This is a genomic window from Marinobacter sp. LA51, from assembly GCF_030297175.1.
GTDB lineage: Bacteria > Pseudomonadota > Gammaproteobacteria > Pseudomonadales > Oleiphilaceae > Marinobacter > Marinobacter apostichopi.
In genome coordinates, this window is record NZ_AP028070.1 from 1,118,709 (window position 1) to 1,135,588 (window position 16,880).

The window sequence follows — 16,880 nt, forward strand, 5'->3', positions numbered from 1 at the left end:
CATAAATGCCGCTCAAGTACATTCTGGAGGACGCCATGAAGTTTATTTTCGAGGTCCGCATGAAAGATGGGCACGCGTCGGAGGAATACGCTGAGGCTTGGGTACGAGCCAGCGAAATCATCCAGCAGGCCCCTGGTGCCCGGGGCACTGAACTGCACCGCAAGATTGGCGATCCCGATACCATGATCGCAATCGCTCGCTGGGACAGTAAAGAGGCCAGAGATGCCATGGAGTCGAAACATAATTCCAGCGTAGCTGAGATTATTCGAAGCGTCGCACCGTTCGTGGAAATCACGCCGCTGGGTGAGTTTGAGGAGCCTGAGTGGGTGGTTCAGCCTCCGAGTGAAGGCCATTAACAATTACTGACGCTGAATTTGCCGTTCAGTTTGGCGACATGTTTAGAGCTGGTGCTGCGTCACGAAATTCCCATTTACATATCGTTACACTGCCTCAAAACCAATTCAGGGCTGGGGGTTATCGTGTCTTTAAAGGGACTTATCGTCGGGTTGTTGTGCGCTGTTTCGATTGTTGGTTGTGGCGGGAGCAGTGATGGCGGTTCCGGCTCTTCGGCACAGACGAAGGGAAGTACATCCGATGTCGAGGTAAAAACCGGTTACTTCGTTGATGCACCCGTTTTTGGCCTGAGGTACCGAACCAATTCTCGTGCCGGAACTACCGATGAGCTTGGCCGGTTTGACTACCTACCCGGTGAAAGAGTCGTTTTCAGTATTGGCGGAACCGTATTGGGCTCGGCGGAAGCCGGCGACATCATGACACCAGGCAGCCTGGACGATACCGGTCAGTGGGACGGCCCTCAGGCCATCAACATTGCACGGCTCCTGATCACATTGGATGCAGACCAGAATCCGCTCAATGGCATTCAAATAACTGACGAAATGCATACCGTGTTCAGTGATCTGGAGTTCGATCTGTCCCAGGACTCCGAGAGGCTCGGTGCGTCCAGCGCCCTTCAGCGCGCCATGCAAGAGGCTGGCAGGGTCGGCCTGGTCAGCGTCTTCGCAGCCCGAAACCATCTCGCGTATGTTGCCCAGCGCCTGCCGGAGCAGCCCACCGAAGCCGACATCATCAACTTGATCGACACTGGCCCGAACTATACCGGTCGCCAGACCCCGATGACGGCGACACCCGACAACCTCCGTAAGGCGGCGCAGGTGTTCTGGGCGGACCCGAAGGATATCGCCCCGGATCTCCACTGGCTTTCTCGAACATTCGATCCGGTACTGCTGCGAGAAATGATCGATCGCGATCTGCGCGGCGAGGTGCAGCCCTATGGTGTCCGGTTGTACGGGGATATAGCCGTTAATACGGAAGGAGAGTTCGAGTCAGCCAACCTGCTTGTCTCGCTTGATGGGTACTCGAATGACCAATGGGTGTACAGAGGTGCCATTTATGCACAGGTGTCCCATGACCCTGAGTTGAAACTAACGCATGTACCCACAGGCGAGATAGAGGACGATGAGATCGAACTGAACGCTTACGAGTACGCTCTTTTCTTCGACAATCTCCAAGTGAGTGCCAAGTATAAAAAATGTAAAAATTCTGGCTCAGCGCAATGCATCGAGGCTGATTTAGAAGAAAGTAGCAAGGATGATACGGTTGTTCTCGGTATTCATGGAGGCATCAACATTATCCGGGCACTGGATAATCCTTTTCAGACATATTCGCTTATGGATCTGACCCTGCGAAAACTTAATTCGGAGGAGTTCGTTCACCTTGTCGCTGAAGCTCCTCATTGGTATTCGGAGCACGGAGAGGCGCTGCCGGAGGATTTGGCTGCAGGCACCCAATTGTCGGGTACCCTGAATGTGATGCATTGGGAACTAGGTGCCTACAGCATTAATGGAACGGTAAGCGCGAAGACCCAAAACGGTCCGGTTTCTTATGCGCATTTCAATTTTTCCCGTGCAGACGGCTCCAAGTTTGGTGAACTCAGAACGATTCCACTTCCATCGATTGTTGCATTGGAGGAGCGTGTTCGTTCCGAGGTTTTCACTCCGTCGGGGATCCCATCTGGCGAGTTCGATGTATACCGGTTAGAAACGCCTTTAACTGGCGAGGAGAAATTAACTGAAGCATCGCCGGTTTGGGCGTTCGATACTATTCGCTACGAAATTGTTGGCGATACGACGGATCCGACAATTCCCGTTGAGGTAGTTCTGAAGAATCCCCCGTTTCCGATAGACCCAGATGGGGATCCGGTTATTGACTGGGAGTTTAGCTGGATTGTGAATGGAAAGAAGGCCTATGCCAGTTTCGACGAGTTTGGAACTTCACGGCTTCCATTGGTGCTTGGGCTTCAATCCACCGCGACCACCGTCTGCATTCGCAATCGCACCACCTACGAAGATACGGTGATGGATATCGCGCTCGGCATTGACCTGACCAGAGAGACGGGCGTTGAGCACACGGTCAATTTCGAGGATGCAGTCTGCGATAGCCTCTGAGAAAGCCATCCAAAAGAAAGCTAAGCCCTTATTAGGTTGGGGAATTGCCTGCTATCTTAGGAGACAACACTAACCAATAAGGGCGACCAATGTTGGAATCCGTAGAAGCAGGCTTGCGTGCCTGGCTGGTACCTGCGCTATCGGCCGCGGTGTCTGTGCTGCTTGCTTACATTGGATTCCGCCTGGCGCTCGGTTTGTTTCACCGACTCACCCGGCGCAAGGCGGTTCCCCGGCTCTTTCTCGATGCCTCGGCCCGGGCTCTGGGTTTTGTGGTCTGCCTGCTCGTGCTCAATGGCGTGCTGGAAGCGGCACCCTCCGACCTGCGCTTCCTGCCTGAGTTCCAGCACCTCGCAACTCTGCTGTTGATCCTGTCTGTCACCTGGGCCCTGGTGCGCTGTACCTCGGCCATCGGCGAGGTCATCGTCACCCTCAATCCGGTCCTCGAAAATGAATGGAAACGGGCCAGGAAAGTAGAGACCCAAACCCGGTTCCTGGTTCGGGGCCTGAATATCCTGATTGTGATTCTCGGCCTGGGTGCCGCCCTTATGACCTTTGAGTCAGTGCAGCACGTGGGCGGCAGTCTGCTGGCGTCAGCCGGTGTCGGCGGTATCATTCTGGGGTTTGCTGCCCGCCCGGTGCTGGGCAACCTGTTGGCGGGGATGCAGATTGCGCTGACCCAACCCTTCCGGATTGACGATGTGCTGAACGTTCAGGGCGAGTGGTGCTGGGTTGAGGAAGTGACTGCAACTTATGTGGTGTTGAGAGTCTGGGATCTGCGACGGTTGATCGTGCCGTTGCAGTGGTTCATCGAAAACCCGTTCCAGAACTGGTCAAGAAACGCCGCCGATCTGCTGGGCACCGTGTTCCTCCGGGTGGATTACACCATGCCGTTGTTTCCGTTGCGGGAAGAGTTTGCCCGCCTTTTAAGGCAAGCGCCCCAGTGGGATGGCAAGACTGAAACCGTTCAGGTGACTGATTCCGACGACACTACTATCCAGGTCCGGTTTCTGATGAGTGCGCCCGACTCCAGTCAGACCTGGGACTTGCGCTGCGCTGTGCGCGAGGGGCTGATTACCTTCATGCAGGAGAACTACCCCGAATACCTGCCCAGGATTCGGGCCCGCATGCTGGATCCTGAACAGCCCGGGGAGTTGTCACCGCCGCCACGGTGAGCGTGGCCCTTCCAGGCGTTCGCCGTGCCACTGGGGAATCTCGCCAAAGCGTGAGCTGCGGGCTTCCCAGTCCTGCTCGGCCTGAACGATTTCCTGTTGGGAGTAACCCACATAATTCCACCACATGACGACGTCCTTCTCTAACGGCTCACCACCGATCAACAGCAGGCGAGTGCCCGCCGTGCAGTCGATGGTCAGGGTGTTGAGGTTGGCTCCGAGGTAGGCCAGTTCATCGGCTTCAAAGCGCTCACCTTCAATGTCGCAGGTTCCGGTCAAAGGCAGGAGGCCGTATTCGAAACCGGGCTCCAGGGTAAGCCTGATGCTCTGGGGCAGTTCACAATCGATGTCCAGGGCCATGATAGGTGAGTACTGAAGCGTGTCGGCGGTTCTGGATTCGTACTGCCCGGTTAGCAGGGTCCACGTCGCTCCCTGGTTCTGCCAGCGGGGCAGGGTGGGGTAATGATCAAAACGTGGCGTGGTGTCGCGTTCTGCTTCCGGGAGCGCAATCCACAATTGCGCCGCATGCAGCGAGCGCTCGCCAAACACGGATTCTTCGGTGTGGCTGATGCCGTTACCGGCGGTCATCAAATTAACTTCACCCGGGCGGATGGGCTGGCTGGTGCCCAGACTGTCCCGGTGCAGCAGCTCGCCTTCAATCATCCAGGTAAAGGTCTGCAAGCCGATGTGGGGGTGGGGGCCTACCCGTAACCCCATCTCGGACTCATCAAACGTGACTGGACCGATGTGGTCCAGGAAACACCAGGCGCCTATTTGTCGGCGCCCGCGAGTGGGAAGATTCCGGGCAACTGGAATGCCGCCGACTTCCCCGATTCGGGCCTGAAAACGTTGTGTCATAAGCTTTGCCTCGCTCACTGTAGCTTCAGCATGATCCTGCCGGGCTGAAACGACAAGTGTCTGGCCAGAGGCAATCCCACTGAACGTTTCAGAAATTTTGGGCGCCGGGTTGTCGGCTCATGGTTAGCTGGGTAATTATGATAAGCCGCGAGCCTGGTGGGTGTGTCCAGGCGAACAAAATAATAGCAATGAAGGAGTCCTCTTTTGTCTGATCTTGCCACTTATGAAAGTTTCAACGTTGAAGTAAAGAATCAAGTTGCCCACGTTCAGTTCAGTCGCCCGGAAGCGCTGAATTCCATGAACAAGGCATTCTGGCTGGAACTGCCGAAGTGCATGCAGGATATCGAAGCGAATTCCGACGCGCGGGTCATCGTGATTTCCAGCACTGGCAAACACTTCTCTGCCGGGATGGACCTGGGCGTGTTCAGCGACCCGAAGGCGGTGCCCATGAGCGGTGATCCCGGCCGCATGGCGGAGAATCTGCGCCGAGTCGTATTGCAGTTGCAGGACACCCTGACGTCGCTGGAGAAGATCAGACTGCCCGTGCTGGCGGCCATCCACGGTGGCTGTATTGGCGGTGCCCTGGACCTGGTCTGTGCCGCCGACAGTCGTTACTGCACTGAGGACGCGTATTTCACCATCAAGGAAACCGAGCTGGGAATGACGGCCGATGTCGGTACCTTGCAACGCCTGCCGAAGCTGATGCCCGAGGGCGTGGTGCGTGAGCTGGCCTACACCGGTCGTAAGTTTTCTGCCCAGGAAGCGCAGGGCCTCGGTTTTGTGAATGCCACCTACGAGAACCAGGACGCCATGCTGGATGCCGTCATGGCGATCGCCGGCCAGATTGCCGCCAACTCGCCGCTGGCGGTTACCGGCTGTAAAGAGATGCTCAACTACAGCCGTGACCATTCCGTGGAGGACAGTCTTCGTTACATGGCAACCTGGCAGGCGGGAATGTTCCGCCCGGGCGATATGATGAAAACCTTCCAGGCCAAGGCCCAGAAGCATATGCCGGAATACGATGACCTGCTGCCGATGAAGGGCCTGTTCGAGTCCTGAATGGCTAAAGGTTCCGGGTCCAAAATGTCCGCTCGGACCGCTCTGTTGTTTCAGGGCGGAATTGGCGTGGTTGGCTTGATCGCCATTGCGCTGTTCGACATCCCGGTGCAGAACAGTGGCCTGTCCTGGGCGCAGAGCCTGGGCTGGGGCTGTCTTGGTGCGTTGGGCACCTATGGATTGCTGGTTCTGCTGACCCGCGTGCCCGGGCTTTTCCCGGATAACCTCGAGCGCCAAATGCGCAACCTGCACGACTTTGCGGCCAGTTTTGGCTGGCCGACGCTGGTTGCGCTGTCTATTGTCGCTGGGGTTGGCGAGGAGCTGCTGTTTAGGGGGGCGGTGCAGGGCTGGCTGACACAGAGTATGGGAGCCGTCGCGGCTATTGCCGTTGCCTCGGTGCTGTTTGGCCTGGTGCACTACGTTTCGTTTACCTATTTCCTGGTCGCAACGGGGCTTGGGCTGCTGCTGGGTATTGCCTACGCGCTGTCAGACAGCCTGGCCCTGGTCATGATCTGGCACGCCATCTACGACGTGATTGCACTGTTCTGCCTGCTTCGTTTCCCACACTGGTTTGGCGTTAAACCCCGCCCTCATCAGTGACCGCTTTCTTTCCCCGCAGTGCCTTTGCGCGCTTCAAAATTGGCCAGTTCAACGTTGATGGCGTTGGTGGATATCTGTATCTCGTAGAGCGAGTACAGCAGCGACATGGACAACAGCACCAGGCTGATGCCAAAGGCAATAACACCCGGCAGCTCGGAGCCCAGAAACAACAGGAACATGGACACGGTGCACAGGAAAAAGCTGAGCACCCCAAAGGCCTGCATTCGCTTGGTCAGGGTAATGCGTTGACGCAGCATGCTGATCTGTCGGGCGATGAGGGAATGGTCCTCCTCGGTGTCCATCTGTTTCAGCTGCCGAATCAGCTGGGCGAGCACCAGAAAACGGTTGGTGTAGGCCAGCAGCAAGAGCGAAATGGCTGGAAACAGCAATGCAGGTGTTGTCAGGTCCACGTTTGGGGTCCTTGTGTTGCTTCAAGCGTTATTACACGGGTGAGACACCGATTAGCAACTGGTGCGCCCAAACCACAGTAACCACATAAACCGCCAATCCGGCAACGACCGCAATGATGTCGTTGGCTTTACCCGCGGGCAGGGTGGGCGCTGTGCGCTGGGGCCGACGCTTCAGGGAGATGCGGTCCACCACCGCCCAGGCCAGAAAAGTGCCGAACAGAAGCACATCGTGCAGCATGCCGTTGGCCAGCAGGTGCGCCAGGGCCCAGAGTTTTACCGCCACCAGCATCGGGTGCTTGAGTGTGGTTTTGATGCGCCCGGGCAAGTAGGCCGCAAACAGCAGTGGGAACACCGGGATCAGAAGCAGCATGGCCATATGCCGCAACCATCCGGGCGGCGTGTACAGTACGGTCGGTTCCAGTCGGGCCGAACCATAGCCGACGACGATCAGCACCAGGCCGATCAGTGCGATAACCGAGTAAAGACCTTTGAACGGCGCTTCACCCAGGGAAGACTGCAAACGGTTTCGCAGCGGTTCGTTAACGATGGACAGCGAGTGAATGCCGAGAAAAAGAACCAGGCCGGCGATCAGTGTAGCCATTCCCACAACTCCTTTATTGGGTAAACGTGTTGGCGGATGTCAGCGATTGGGTCAGTCGATCCATGATACCGCCGCCATGGCGCCAAAAGTGCCAGTATAGCTGTACCTGCAGGGACTTACCGGGGGCAATACTAACCAATTTCCCCGCATTCAGCTCCTCCCGCGCCTGCATTTCCGGAATCATGCCGTAGCCCATGCCAGCCAGTGCCAGCTTTACGAACCCCTCTGAGGACGGACAAAGGTGGTGGGGAACGCTGCCGTGAAAGCCACACTGGGCCAGGAAACGGTGCTGGAGTTGATCGTTGGGGCCAAAGACAATGGCCGGCGCGGTCTCCAGACTTTGCTCGTTGAAGCCTTCGCCAAAGTGTTGGCGAACGTATTCCGGTGTCGCCAGTGGCAGATAGGTCATGCTGCCCAGGGGTACGCTGCGAGCGCCGGCGATCGGTTGCGGGCTGCTGCACAGGCAGGCAGCTACATCGCCCTCGCGCATGCGGCGCAACCCAATGTCCTGATCCTCAATGACCATGTCCAGCAACAGGCTTTCCTCGCTGCAAAATCGGCCAATGGCACCGGCCCACCAGGTGGCCAGGGTATCGGCATTGAGAGCGATCCGAAGCCGGGCGGAAGGTTCGGAGATGGCGGGAATCGAGCGTGCAAGATCTCGTTCCAGCAACTGCACCTGTTGGACGTGGTTCAACAACCTTTGACCGGCCGGCGTAGCCTTCAGAGTGGGGCTGCGCACCAGCACGGGCTGGCCCAGTCGGATCTCCAGGGTTCGGATGCGCTGGGATACGGCAGACTGGCTCAAGCCCAGAGCGGTTCCGGCTTTTTCAAAGCCGCCACATTCTGTCACCGTGGCCAGCGCTTCCAGCAGTTTGTAATCGATCATTAGAAAAACTTATGCAGCATTATCAGTATGAATTTCAAGTATAGCCAGGAATGGCTATTCTTGCGCCACCAATAAACGAGTTTGTCCTTCTGGAGTTGTGCTGTGCTGGAAAGTTATCTGACAGGATTGGTGGTTTGTGGTGGCATCATCGTGGCGATTGGCGCTCAGAATGCCTACATCCTCGGCCAGGCGATTCGCCGTGAGCACCATTGGTGGTCAGCCGGCTTGTGCATGCTTGCCGACATCAGCCTGTTTACCCTCGGTATGTTTGGTGTCAGCGCCGCCCTGATGGCGATGCCGGAAGCTCTGCAGGTTCTGCGCTGGCTCGGCGTTGTTTTCCTTGGCTGGCTGGCGGTCCAGGCCTTTTACCGGGCAAGCCGGGGGCGGGTCGCCCTGGAGGTTGGTGAGATCAAACGACGCAGTCTGAAAGGGGTATTATTTACCACCCTGGCGGTCACGCTGCTTAATCCTCAGGTTTACCTCGACACCCTTTTGCTGATTCCCGCCATTGGCGCCCAGCAGGAAAATGCCACCACCTTTGTCGCCGGCGCCAGCAGCGCTTCCGTCATGTGGTTTGGCCTGATTGCCTGGGGCGGCTCTGCGTTGGCGCCGGTGCTGTCGCGACCGCTGGTCTGGCGAGTCATTGATGGCTTCATTGGTCTGATGATGGCTGGTATTGCACTGCAATTGGCGTTTAGCGGGCTTTAAGTCATCCAAGGTCAGACCATAAAAAAATCAAACGACTGTATGAATTTTGGTTGCACTCGGCGTCGCCCTTGTAGAAGATAGGCTGCTACTTATAGCCGGTTTCGCTTTAAAGCCGGATTCTCTGCAGGGGTTAGCTTATGAACAGAAAAATCCGCCAGTGGTTCGCCAGCGCAGGTGCTTTGCGCGGAATGCTCTCTACCTTTGCGCCCTACCTGGGTGCCGGCATCAAGGTCACCAACGTTGCAGAGGATTTCAGCGCCGCAACGGTGGAGCTACGTCAGCACTGGTACAACACCAACTACGTGGGCACGCACTTCGGCGGTTCGCTCTACAGCATGGTCGATCCCCACTACATGCTGTTGCTCATGCGCCGGCTCGGTAAGGGCTATATCGTGTGGGACAAGTCAGCGAGTATCGATTTCATCCGGCCCGGCAAGGGCACCGTCCGCGCCCATTTTGAGCTCACCGACGAGCGGGTTGAAGAGATCCGACGCATGACCGCAGGTGGCGACAAGCACCTCCCGGAGTGGGACATCGACATCCTCGATGAAAGCGGAGAGCTGGTCGCGCGGGTGCACAAGGTGCTGTACGTGCGCAAGAAGCGGTAGTGAGAAGAACGATAGTGCAGTAACCCAGTGCGTGTCGGCTTCAGTCGAACCGGCGGGCCTGGGTAAACCGGTCTTTCCAGTAATAGCCGTTGAGTTCAGACAGTGTCACGCCGATAGACGTTGAGGCGTGCATGAAGTGATTGCCACCCATATAGATGCCCGCGTGCTGCTCCTTACCACCAATCCGGAAGAACACCAGGTCGCCTGGTTTAATTTCGCTAGGGGCAACCACTTTGCCATGCCGGAGCATCTGCGAAGTTGTTCGCGGCAGTTGCTGGTCCAGCCCTTCCCGAAATGCCGTGGTGATAAACCCGGAACAATCGAAGCCCTCGGCTGAGGTGCCGCCGTACTCATAGGGTACCCCCACATAGCGCTCATAGACCTGCCATAGCTTGTCAGTCTTGTCGGACGCCGCTCCGGCCTCAACCGGAATTGGCCGGGTATCGGTGGGCTCGGTTCGCAGATTCTGGTTGCTGGCGCAGCCGCCCAGCACGAATGCCATTACCAGCAGAATGAGGGATTGTCTGAGCTTGAGGGGCATTCACTGACTCCGGGCAATTGAATCTGGCCCAACCTTATTACTGAATGCGCCGGATGTCAGGTTACGGTTGAATCAGACTTGCTTGATCATGTCCGGAGAGTCGTGGCGCGCGTTGTTGACCGCGGTGGATACTCTGAATTCTTGCAGCTGTTCCGTGGGCAGGCGGCGAGTCGCCGCGCGGATGCTGTCACGGTCGGTGCGGCTGGGGTCCAGCCATTCCGGCAGGCAGCTGGGGTCGAGCACGACTGGCTGACGATCGTGAATGTGCTTGAGTGCCTCACTCGCCGGTTCGGTGATGATGGCGCAGGCGCTGGTGTTATCGCCTTCTTTCGGGGTCCAGATGCCGGCAAAGAAAATAGCCGGGTTCTGCTCCGGGTTGGCCGGAGTGATGTAGTGCGGTTCCTTGGCAGAGGGGGTCTGGCGCCACTCGTACCAGCCGTTGGCCGGGATCAGGCAGCGGTGATGGGCGAAGGCGTCACGGAAGTAGCCGGAAGTGGCCACGCTTTCGGCGCGGGCGTTGATCGGAGTGGGGGCCTTGTCGCCGGCCCACACCGGGCGGAAACCCCAGTCTGAGTGGGTCAGCAGCAACGGGCCGTTCATGGTCGCGCGGATCATGGCGATGCCTATGCCCGGCGGAATGTTGAAGCCGGGTTCGAAGTGGCCGTCGATCTCCAGGCCGTCCGGGAAGAAGTCGTTGATCAGTGTTTCCGGAGGCGTGTAGTAGGTGAATCGTCCGCACATATCGGAATTACCCTTTTTCGAGGCCAGTTAAAGGGCGGCGCCTTCTGACCCCGGATTTGTTATCCTTGGCCCATGCTGAAACTGTCTAATGCTGTTGAAATTGCTGACTGGGAGATTGATATCACCCAGATCCGTGCCCAGGGGGCCGGCGGCCAGAACGTGAATAAAGTGGCGTCTGCCGTTCACCTGAGGTTTGATATTCTGCACTCCAGCCTGCCTCCGTTCTACAAGGAACGGCTGATGTCGCTGAATGACCAGCGCATCAGCAAGGACGGCATCCTCATTATCAAAGCACAGTCTTTCCGAACTCTCGAGCTCAACAAGGAAGACGCGCTGAAGCGGTTGAAAGACCTCGTCCTCGAGGCGGTAAAACCGGTAAAGGCTCGTCGTGCTACCAAGCCGTCCCGCTCGGCACAGCGCAAACGGGTTGATCGCAAAACTCAGAAAGGCAAAACCAAGTCCCTGCGCGGCAAAGTTCAGGTCTAAGCGGTCTGGGCCGGTGTCCGGCCGGCTTCTACTTTTTGCAGGAACTCCTCGATGTCCTCAAAGGCGTCATCCGCTTCCGGTAGCAACGACACAAAAATGTGCCAGACATGCACCATTCCCGACCAGGTATGCAGCTCAACTGGTGAGCCTTGAGCCTGGGCCTTGGCGGTATAGCGTCGGGCATTGTCCAGCAGCATCTCGCTGTCGCTGGCGTGGATCAGTATGGGTGGCAGATTGCTCAGATCACCTCGTACAGGGGACGCCACCGCGCTGGCCGGAGACACCCGGAATGCGGCCAGGGTAGCCCACCAGATTACCGGTAGGGGAATCCGTGACAGGCCACCAAAGGCCGGCCCCAGCAGTGGGTCAGTCCGAATGTTGTCCCGATTGCTGGGGGCGGTAAGGGTCAGGTCTGTGGACGGAGACAGCGCCACCCCCGCATCGGCCTGGGGGAGCCCGTTGTCGCGAATCCAGGTCAGTAAACCGAGAGTATGACTGCCGCCCGCGGAATCCCCGGCCACCACCATGAACGAGGCGTCTCCGGGGCCGTCCGGTCCATGTTTCAGCAGCCAGGTGTAGGCTTTCCGGCAATCGCGCACACCATCCATATAGCGGTTCTCTGGCATCAGGCGGTAATCCACCGCGAACACGGCTGCGTTGGCAATGTGAGATAGGCGATCGGTAATGCCCCGATGACTTTTTGGGCTACCCGCAGCCCAGGCGCCGCCATGAATGTACAGGATCCGGCGATGGGGATCGGCGCCCGGTGCGATCACCCATTCGCCCCTGGGTTCGTCATTGGCCCGGAACTCGGCGTTAAGGGCCAGGCCTTCGCTGAGTCCATCCATATGTTTGCGTAAGGCAGCCAGGCGGGCCTTGCCTCGAAGTCCCCGGGAACTTTGTCCGAGTTCGTGGATCCTGCCAAGGACCTCATGGTGGGCCTCGCTTGGGGAGCCTTCCCTAATCGGGTGATCGTGCTGGTCCAGATGGGACAGGTCTTCAACCCGGAACAACACCAGGGTAGTGACGATAACGAGAGCAATGATGGCCAGGAAAAACCAGAGCATGGGCGGTCCGTCTCAGATTGGCCCCTCAGGCAGGGGCGAACTATCCTTCAAATGATACCCGCTGTTCAGGGCGGGTGCTGCCCTCAAAGATCACAGAAGGAGTAGGGCGATGCAAATAGCTTACCGGGCCAGAGACATCACCGAAGCCCATATTGTTGCGGGATACCTCAATGCCAATGGTATTGAGGCTCATGTTGGTGGGCATTACCTGCAGGGAGCCATGGGCGAAATCGGCGCCGCCGGCTTCAGCAATGTCCATGTCGACGACGATGACCTGTATCGCGCCCGGGAACTGGTGCGGGAATACGAATCGGGCGGGCATGCCGCTGTGGCGTCCGATGACGGTGACGATAAACCGGATTTTTACGCACGCTGGTTTCTGCTGGCGCTTGCCGTGGTTGCGGTTGTTCTAATCAACGCCTACTGATTCGCCCTGTCTTTAACGCAGTACTGATCGGTCGCGTCCCTGCGGCCGTAGTCTCTTCAACACGTTCATCACAAGGAGAAAAAGGTTTATGGCCAATCAGCCAGTTATGCTTATTACCGGCGCTTCCTCGGGCATTGGTGCCGCTACGGCGCGAGCAGCGGCCAAACAGGGTTATCGACTGGTGTTGGCAGCGCGATCCGAGGCCAAGCTCAGTTCACTGGCCGAGGAATTGGGCGGCGCTGATCGGGTGCTGACGGTCCAGTGCGATGTTCAGGACAGCGGTGATCAGAAGGCCATGGTTGATGCAGCGCTGGCCAGGTTCGGCCAGATTGATGCGGTGTTCGCCAATGCCGGTCGCGGTGGAGAGCCCGGAGGCTTCAGCGAGGCCGATTCCGAGGTCTGGAAAGACATGATCCTGACCAACATCTATGGCGTGGGCCTTACCCTCCAGCATTGTCTTCCGGCACTCAGGGAAAGCAAGGGCCATCTGCTGCTGACCGGTTCGGCCGCCGGCCGGGTGACTATACCCGGCTCCATGTACAGTGCCACCAAGTGGGCGGTATCAGCCATTGGCTATGGCGTACGCGAGGAACTTCGCGGCTCCGGCATCCGGGTTACGCTGATTGAACCCGGTATGGTCGATACGCCGTTCTTTGACGAGCAGCCGGAACATGCTCTGAAGCCGGAAGACGTGGCCAATGCGGTCATGTACGCGGTTTCGCAGCCCGCCCATGTGGATGTGAACGAAATTCTGGTGCGGCCGACTCCGGCTGAAAAATAACCGCCCGTCAGATTCTGCACGAACCAAAAAAGAGCAAGGAGAGTGTTATGTCTATCGAACAAGTAGTTTACCGCGCCTCGGCAGAAGCCACTGGCGGTCGCGATGGCCGCGCCATTTCCTCAGACGGCGTGCTGGACGTGGAGCTGACCACCCCGAAAGAGCTTGGTGGAGCTGGTGGTAAGGGCACCAACCCGGAGCAACTGTTCGCCGCGGGTTATTCCGCCTGCTTTATCGGTGCCATGAAGTTTGTCGCCGGTCGCGACCAGCTGGCAATGCCGGAAGATGCCTCTATCGAAGGCATTGTAGGCATTGGCGAGATTCCCGGTGGCTTTGGTGTTGAAGTTGAGCTGCGCATCAGCCTGCCTGGCATGGATGACGCCCAGGCCAAGCAGCTGATTGATGAAGCTCACAAGGTATGTCCGTACTCCAACGCTACCCGTGGCAACATCGACGTTACCCTCAAGCGCGTCGACTAAGCTGAATGAGTGCGTGCGGCTGCCGGGAACAACCCGGCAGCCGTTAATTCAGGAGACCACCATGAACGAAACTGACCAAGTCGCACTGGTGACCGGTGGCGCCAAGGGTATCGGCCGCGGCATCGTCCAGTACCTGGCGCAGCAAGGCTGGCGCGTGGTGTTCTGCGACACCGACACCCAGGTTGGCGAGCAACTGGCCCAAGCCGGCTCCGGCCAACTGAAATTTATCCCGGCCAATGTTGCCCGGGAATCTGAGGTTGAGCGCCTGCTGCAGGCAACCCTGGAGTGGGGTGGTCGGCTGGACGCCGTCATCAACAACGCCGGGATTGCTAATCCGGAGACCGGGCCCATTGAAAACCTGAGTCTGGAAGACTGGCAACGCCGCCTCGACGTAAACCTGACTGGCCCCTTTCTGGTCACCAAACACGCCGTTCCTCACCTCAGAAAAAGCCGCGGTGCCATCGTCAACATGGCCTCGACCCGCGCCCTGCAATCCGAACCGGAAACCGAAGCCTACGCCGCCACTAAGGGAGGCGTTGTCGCGCTGACCCATGCGCTGGCCATCAGTCTTGGTCCGGAAATTCGGGTGAATTGCGTCAGCCCGGGCTGGATCGACACCCGCGCCCATCAGGGCGATTCCGAGGGCGTGCCACTGCTGACTCAGGATGACCATAGCCAGCACCCTGCCGGCCGTGTTGGTATGCCCAACGACATTGCGGCACTCGTGGACTACCTGATCTCACCCAAAGCCGGCTTCATTACAGGGCAGAACTTTGTGGCCGACGGAGGCATGGTTCGCAAAATGATCTACGAGGATTAGCACGCATGCAGCGTCTGTTCTTTGCTCTGGAGATGCCGGAGCCGGTCCGCCAAGCGCTACTGCGCATTAGGGCGCCCGTCGCCGGGGCCCGTTGGCAAAGCGATGCGCAACTGCACCTGACACTGTTATTCCTTGGGAATGTGCCGTCAGAGACGGTGCCAGACATCAGTCTGGTCCTGCGGGATCTGTCACTGCGGCAGTTTGATCTACAGGTTTGCGGGCTGGGATGCTTTGGCCAGCCGGACACTCCCCGGAACCTCTGGGCGGGCGTCTCTCCCGAAGCGCCCTTGATAGCTCTGCAAGCAACACTTAAAGAGCGCCTGGACCATCTCGGGTTTTCGTTCGAAAAGCGCCCGTTCAGGCCCCACATCACCTTGGCACGCTTCAAAAAACAGCGAGGTTCAGTCCAGTCGCTGTTGATCGAACACGGCCAGGATGACTTTGGCGCAGTGCCGGTCCGGGACTTTGTCCTGTTACAAAGCACCCAGGGTTCCAGAGGCTCCGATTACACCGTGGTCGAGCGTTTTCCTCTCATCAAATCTCCTTGACGAAACCGGCGTGTCTCACCAAAGATGAAGGTTCTTCTGCGCCTTCTTTGAGGTGTTTATGTGTCCTCCGTTTTCGGATCCCGATCAGCGCCTGTTCGTGCGCAATGCGTCCCTGTCTGACCTTTCCGGAATTATCGCCCTGAGCCGTCGTGTCTATGAAGGCACCGGCATGTACGGTTACTCCAAAGGCCCACTGACTGGCCAGATCAATACCTTCCCCGATGGCCAGTTCGTGGCCATGCTTGGCGACACGGTGGTGGGTTACTGCGCGACCTTCCGGATTTCCGGTGAGATTGCCCTCGCGCCCCACGACTGGACCTCCATAACTGGTAATGGCTACGCCTCCCGCCACGATCCCGAGGGCGACTGGCTCTACGGGATGGAAGTGTGCGTGGACCCCGAATGTCGCGGTTATCGGATCGGTGAGCGCCTGTACAACGAGCGTAAGCAACTGTGCCAAAGGCTGGGCTTGCAGGGTGTGGTGTTTGCCGGCCGCCTGCCAACTTTGCGCAAGCGGCTGAAAAAATACGATTCGGTAGAGGCCTACATTGAGGCCATCAAGTCCAAGGAACAGTCTGATCCGGTGCTGTCGTTCCAGCTTCATAACGGCTTCGACGTCCATGGGGTCATTCCCCACTATCTGGATTCCGATCACGATTCCCTGGGCTACGGCGTTCACCTGGTCTGGCATAACCCGAAAGTGCCCCAGGCGGGCCCCGAAGAAAAAGCCAAGCGCTATGGAAAACGCATGCCGGACACGGTGCGGGTGGGCACCGTTCAGTATCAGCAGCGCCCGGTGGCGTCATTCGATGAATTCAGCGACATCGTCCGTTATTTCGTGGATGTAGTGTCCACCTACAAGGGCGACTTTGTGGTGTTTCCGGAGTTGTTTACCCTCCAGTTGCTCTCCATCGAGCGGCGGGAGGGCAGCGCGGCCGACGCGTTTGCGGCGGTTACCCACTATGCCGGCCGGTTCCGGGACCTGATGCGGGACCTGGCGCTCAGGTACAACATCAACATCATTGCCGGCTCCACGCCGGTGCGGGAAGAAGACGGCACCGTGCACAACACGGCATTCGTGTGCCTGCGGGATGGCCAGGTGTTTACCCAGCCCAAAATCCACCCGACGCCAAACGAGGCGTACTGGTGGAACGTGCGGGGTGGCAATCGGGTCAGCGCGATCGAGACCGACTGCGGCCCCATTGGCGTGCTCATCTGTTACGACGCGGAGTTCCCCGAGCTAACCCGGCACCTGGTGGATCAGGGCGTGCAGATCGTGTTTGTGCCTTTCTGCACAGATGAGCGCCAGAGTTATCTGCGGGTGAGGTATTGCTGCCAGGCGAGGGCGGTTGAGAACCAGGTTTACGTGGTGTTGTCCGGCAATGTTGGCAACCTGCCCAATGTGCCGAATATGGAAATCCAGTATGGCCAGAGCTGCATTCTCACCCCCTGTGATTTCCCGTTTGCCCGGGACGGCATCGCAGCGGATACCGAGCCCAACGTGGAAACGGTGGCGTTCGCCGATCTGAGGCCGGAAGTGCTGATCACCGCGCGCAACAGCGGCACGGTGAAGAATCTGCAGGATCGACGGCACGACCTTTATAGCGTGAATTGGCGCGGGGAATAGTC

General features: G+C 58.1%; 21 protein-coding genes. 14 read left to right on the forward strand and 7 right to left on the reverse strand.

The window, feature by feature from the left end; translation table 11 throughout:
• Positions 1-35 precede the first annotated feature (35 nt).
• The 3 genes from QUE89_RS05115 to QUE89_RS05125 all read left to right on the forward strand — a co-directional run bounded on the left by QUE89_RS05115 (position 36) and on the right by QUE89_RS05125 (position 3,637).
• The gene (locus QUE89_RS05115) at positions 36-356 is read left to right on the forward strand and encodes an antibiotic biosynthesis monooxygenase family protein (protein WP_286222140.1); all 321 of its coding nucleotides are present in this window, start codon (positions 36-38) and stop codon (positions 354-356) included.
• Between the two features lie 123 nt (positions 357-479).
• Positions 480-2,465: a hypothetical protein gene (locus QUE89_RS05120; protein WP_286222141.1), complete on the forward strand. Its 1,986-nt coding sequence runs from the start codon at positions 480-482 to the stop codon at positions 2,463-2,465.
• Positions 2,466-2,554: 89 nt separating this feature from the next.
• Positions 2,555-3,637 (forward strand): mechanosensitive ion channel family protein, encoded by a 1,083-nt coding sequence (locus QUE89_RS05125; RefSeq protein ID WP_286222142.1) that lies wholly within the window; start codon positions 2,555-2,557, stop codon positions 3,635-3,637.
• On the opposite strand, the gene QUE89_RS05130 is transcribed toward QUE89_RS05125, so the two are convergent.
• A complete protein-coding gene (locus QUE89_RS05130; RefSeq protein WP_286222143.1) occupies positions 3,620-4,492 on the reverse strand; it encodes a pirin family protein in 873 nt (290 codons plus the stop codon). The genes QUE89_RS05125 and QUE89_RS05130 overlap by 18 nt on opposite strands.
• Before the next feature lie 204 nt (positions 4,493-4,696).
• On the opposite strand from QUE89_RS05130, the gene QUE89_RS05135 reads away from it, so the two are divergent.
• Both QUE89_RS05135 and QUE89_RS05140 read left to right on the forward strand, forming a co-directional pair.
• A complete protein-coding gene (locus tag QUE89_RS05135; RefSeq protein WP_286222144.1) occupies positions 4,697-5,551 on the forward strand; it encodes a crotonase/enoyl-CoA hydratase family protein in 855 nt (284 codons plus the stop codon).
• A gap of 24 nt (positions 5,552-5,575) precedes the next feature.
• A complete protein-coding gene (locus tag QUE89_RS05140; RefSeq protein ID WP_286222145.1) occupies positions 5,576-6,148 on the forward strand; it encodes a CPBP family intramembrane glutamic endopeptidase in 573 nt (190 codons plus the stop codon).
• Here the strand turns inward: QUE89_RS05140 and QUE89_RS05145 are convergent.
• The 3 genes from QUE89_RS05145 to QUE89_RS05155 are packed head-to-tail and all read right to left on the reverse strand — an operon-like array spanning position 6,142 to position 8,048.
• On the reverse strand, positions 6,142-6,558 hold the full coding sequence (locus QUE89_RS05145) for a DUF2721 domain-containing protein (protein WP_286222146.1): 417 nt from the start codon (positions 6,556-6,558) through the stop codon (positions 6,142-6,144). The two genes, QUE89_RS05140 and QUE89_RS05145, sit on opposite strands and share 7 nt — an antisense overlap.
• A gap of 31 nt (positions 6,559-6,589) precedes the next feature.
• Positions 6,590-7,159: an NnrU family protein gene (locus QUE89_RS05150; RefSeq protein WP_286222147.1), complete on the reverse strand. Its 570-nt coding sequence runs from the start codon at positions 7,157-7,159 to the stop codon at positions 6,590-6,592.
• A 13-nt stretch (positions 7,160-7,172) separates the two neighbouring features.
• Entirely contained in the window at positions 7,173-8,048 is an 876-nt protein-coding gene (locus tag QUE89_RS05155) for a LysR family transcriptional regulator ArgP (protein WP_286222148.1), read from the reverse strand.
• A gap of 102 nt (positions 8,049-8,150) precedes the next feature.
• Between QUE89_RS05155 and QUE89_RS05160 the strand changes: the two genes are divergently transcribed.
• On the forward strand, positions 8,151-8,756 hold the full coding sequence (locus tag QUE89_RS05160) for a LysE/ArgO family amino acid transporter (protein WP_286222149.1): 606 nt from the start codon (positions 8,151-8,153) through the stop codon (positions 8,754-8,756).
• A gap of 137 nt (positions 8,757-8,893) precedes the next feature.
• Positions 8,894-9,364, forward strand: coding sequence for a DUF4442 domain-containing protein (locus QUE89_RS05165; protein WP_286222150.1), 471 nt, complete (start codon positions 8,894-8,896; stop codon positions 9,362-9,364).
• 40 nt (positions 9,365-9,404) lie between these two features.
• On the opposite strand, the gene QUE89_RS05170 is transcribed toward QUE89_RS05165, so the two are convergent.
• Together QUE89_RS05170 and QUE89_RS05175 are read right to left on the reverse strand one after the other, a co-directional pair.
• Positions 9,405-9,905 (reverse strand): C40 family peptidase, encoded by a 501-nt coding sequence (locus QUE89_RS05170; protein WP_286222151.1) that lies wholly within the window; start codon positions 9,903-9,905, stop codon positions 9,405-9,407.
• A gap of 72 nt (positions 9,906-9,977) precedes the next feature.
• The gene (locus QUE89_RS05175) at positions 9,978-10,646 is read right to left on the reverse strand and encodes an SOS response-associated peptidase (protein WP_286222152.1); all 669 of its coding nucleotides are present in this window, start codon (positions 10,644-10,646) and stop codon (positions 9,978-9,980) included.
• Positions 10,647-10,718: 72 nt separating this feature from the next.
• Between QUE89_RS05175 and arfB the strand changes: the two genes are divergently transcribed.
• The gene (arfB, locus tag QUE89_RS05180) at positions 10,719-11,132 is read left to right on the forward strand and encodes an alternative ribosome rescue aminoacyl-tRNA hydrolase ArfB (RefSeq protein WP_286222153.1); all 414 of its coding nucleotides are present in this window, start codon (positions 10,719-10,721) and stop codon (positions 11,130-11,132) included.
• Here the strand turns inward: arfB and QUE89_RS05185 are convergent.
• Positions 11,129-12,199, reverse strand: coding sequence for an alpha/beta hydrolase (locus QUE89_RS05185; RefSeq protein WP_286222154.1), 1,071 nt, complete (start codon positions 12,197-12,199; stop codon positions 11,129-11,131). The genes arfB and QUE89_RS05185 overlap by 4 nt on opposite strands.
• A 109-nt stretch (positions 12,200-12,308) precedes the next feature.
• Here QUE89_RS05185 and QUE89_RS05190 point away from each other — a divergent pair, with 109 nt between their 5' ends.
• From QUE89_RS05190 to QUE89_RS05215, 6 genes are all read left to right on the forward strand, one after another.
• Positions 12,309-12,626 carry a putative signal transducing protein gene (locus QUE89_RS05190; RefSeq protein WP_286222155.1) on the forward strand — a complete coding sequence of 106 codons (318 nt, stop codon included), beginning with the start codon at positions 12,309-12,311 and terminating at the stop codon, positions 12,624-12,626.
• 88 nt (positions 12,627-12,714) lie between these two features.
• Positions 12,715-13,407 (forward strand): SDR family oxidoreductase, encoded by a 693-nt coding sequence (locus QUE89_RS05195; protein WP_286222156.1) that lies wholly within the window; start codon positions 12,715-12,717, stop codon positions 13,405-13,407.
• A 47-nt stretch (positions 13,408-13,454) separates the two neighbouring features.
• Positions 13,455-13,883, forward strand: a complete 429-nt coding sequence (locus QUE89_RS05200) for an organic hydroperoxide resistance protein (protein WP_286222157.1) — start codon at positions 13,455-13,457, stop codon at positions 13,881-13,883.
• A 61-nt stretch (positions 13,884-13,944) separates the two neighbouring features.
• Complete coding sequence (locus tag QUE89_RS05205; protein WP_286222158.1) at positions 13,945-14,703, forward strand: SDR family oxidoreductase; 759 nt, start codon at positions 13,945-13,947, stop codon at positions 14,701-14,703.
• 5 nt (positions 14,704-14,708) lie between these two features.
• Positions 14,709-15,251, forward strand: coding sequence for an RNA 2',3'-cyclic phosphodiesterase (gene thpR / locus QUE89_RS05210; protein WP_286222159.1), 543 nt, complete (start codon positions 14,709-14,711; stop codon positions 15,249-15,251).
• A 58-nt stretch (positions 15,252-15,309) separates the two neighbouring features.
• Positions 15,310-16,878 (forward strand): bifunctional GNAT family N-acetyltransferase/carbon-nitrogen hydrolase family protein, encoded by a 1,569-nt coding sequence (locus QUE89_RS05215; RefSeq protein WP_286222160.1) that lies wholly within the window; start codon positions 15,310-15,312, stop codon positions 16,876-16,878.
• Positions 16,879-16,880: the final 2 nt, after the last annotated feature.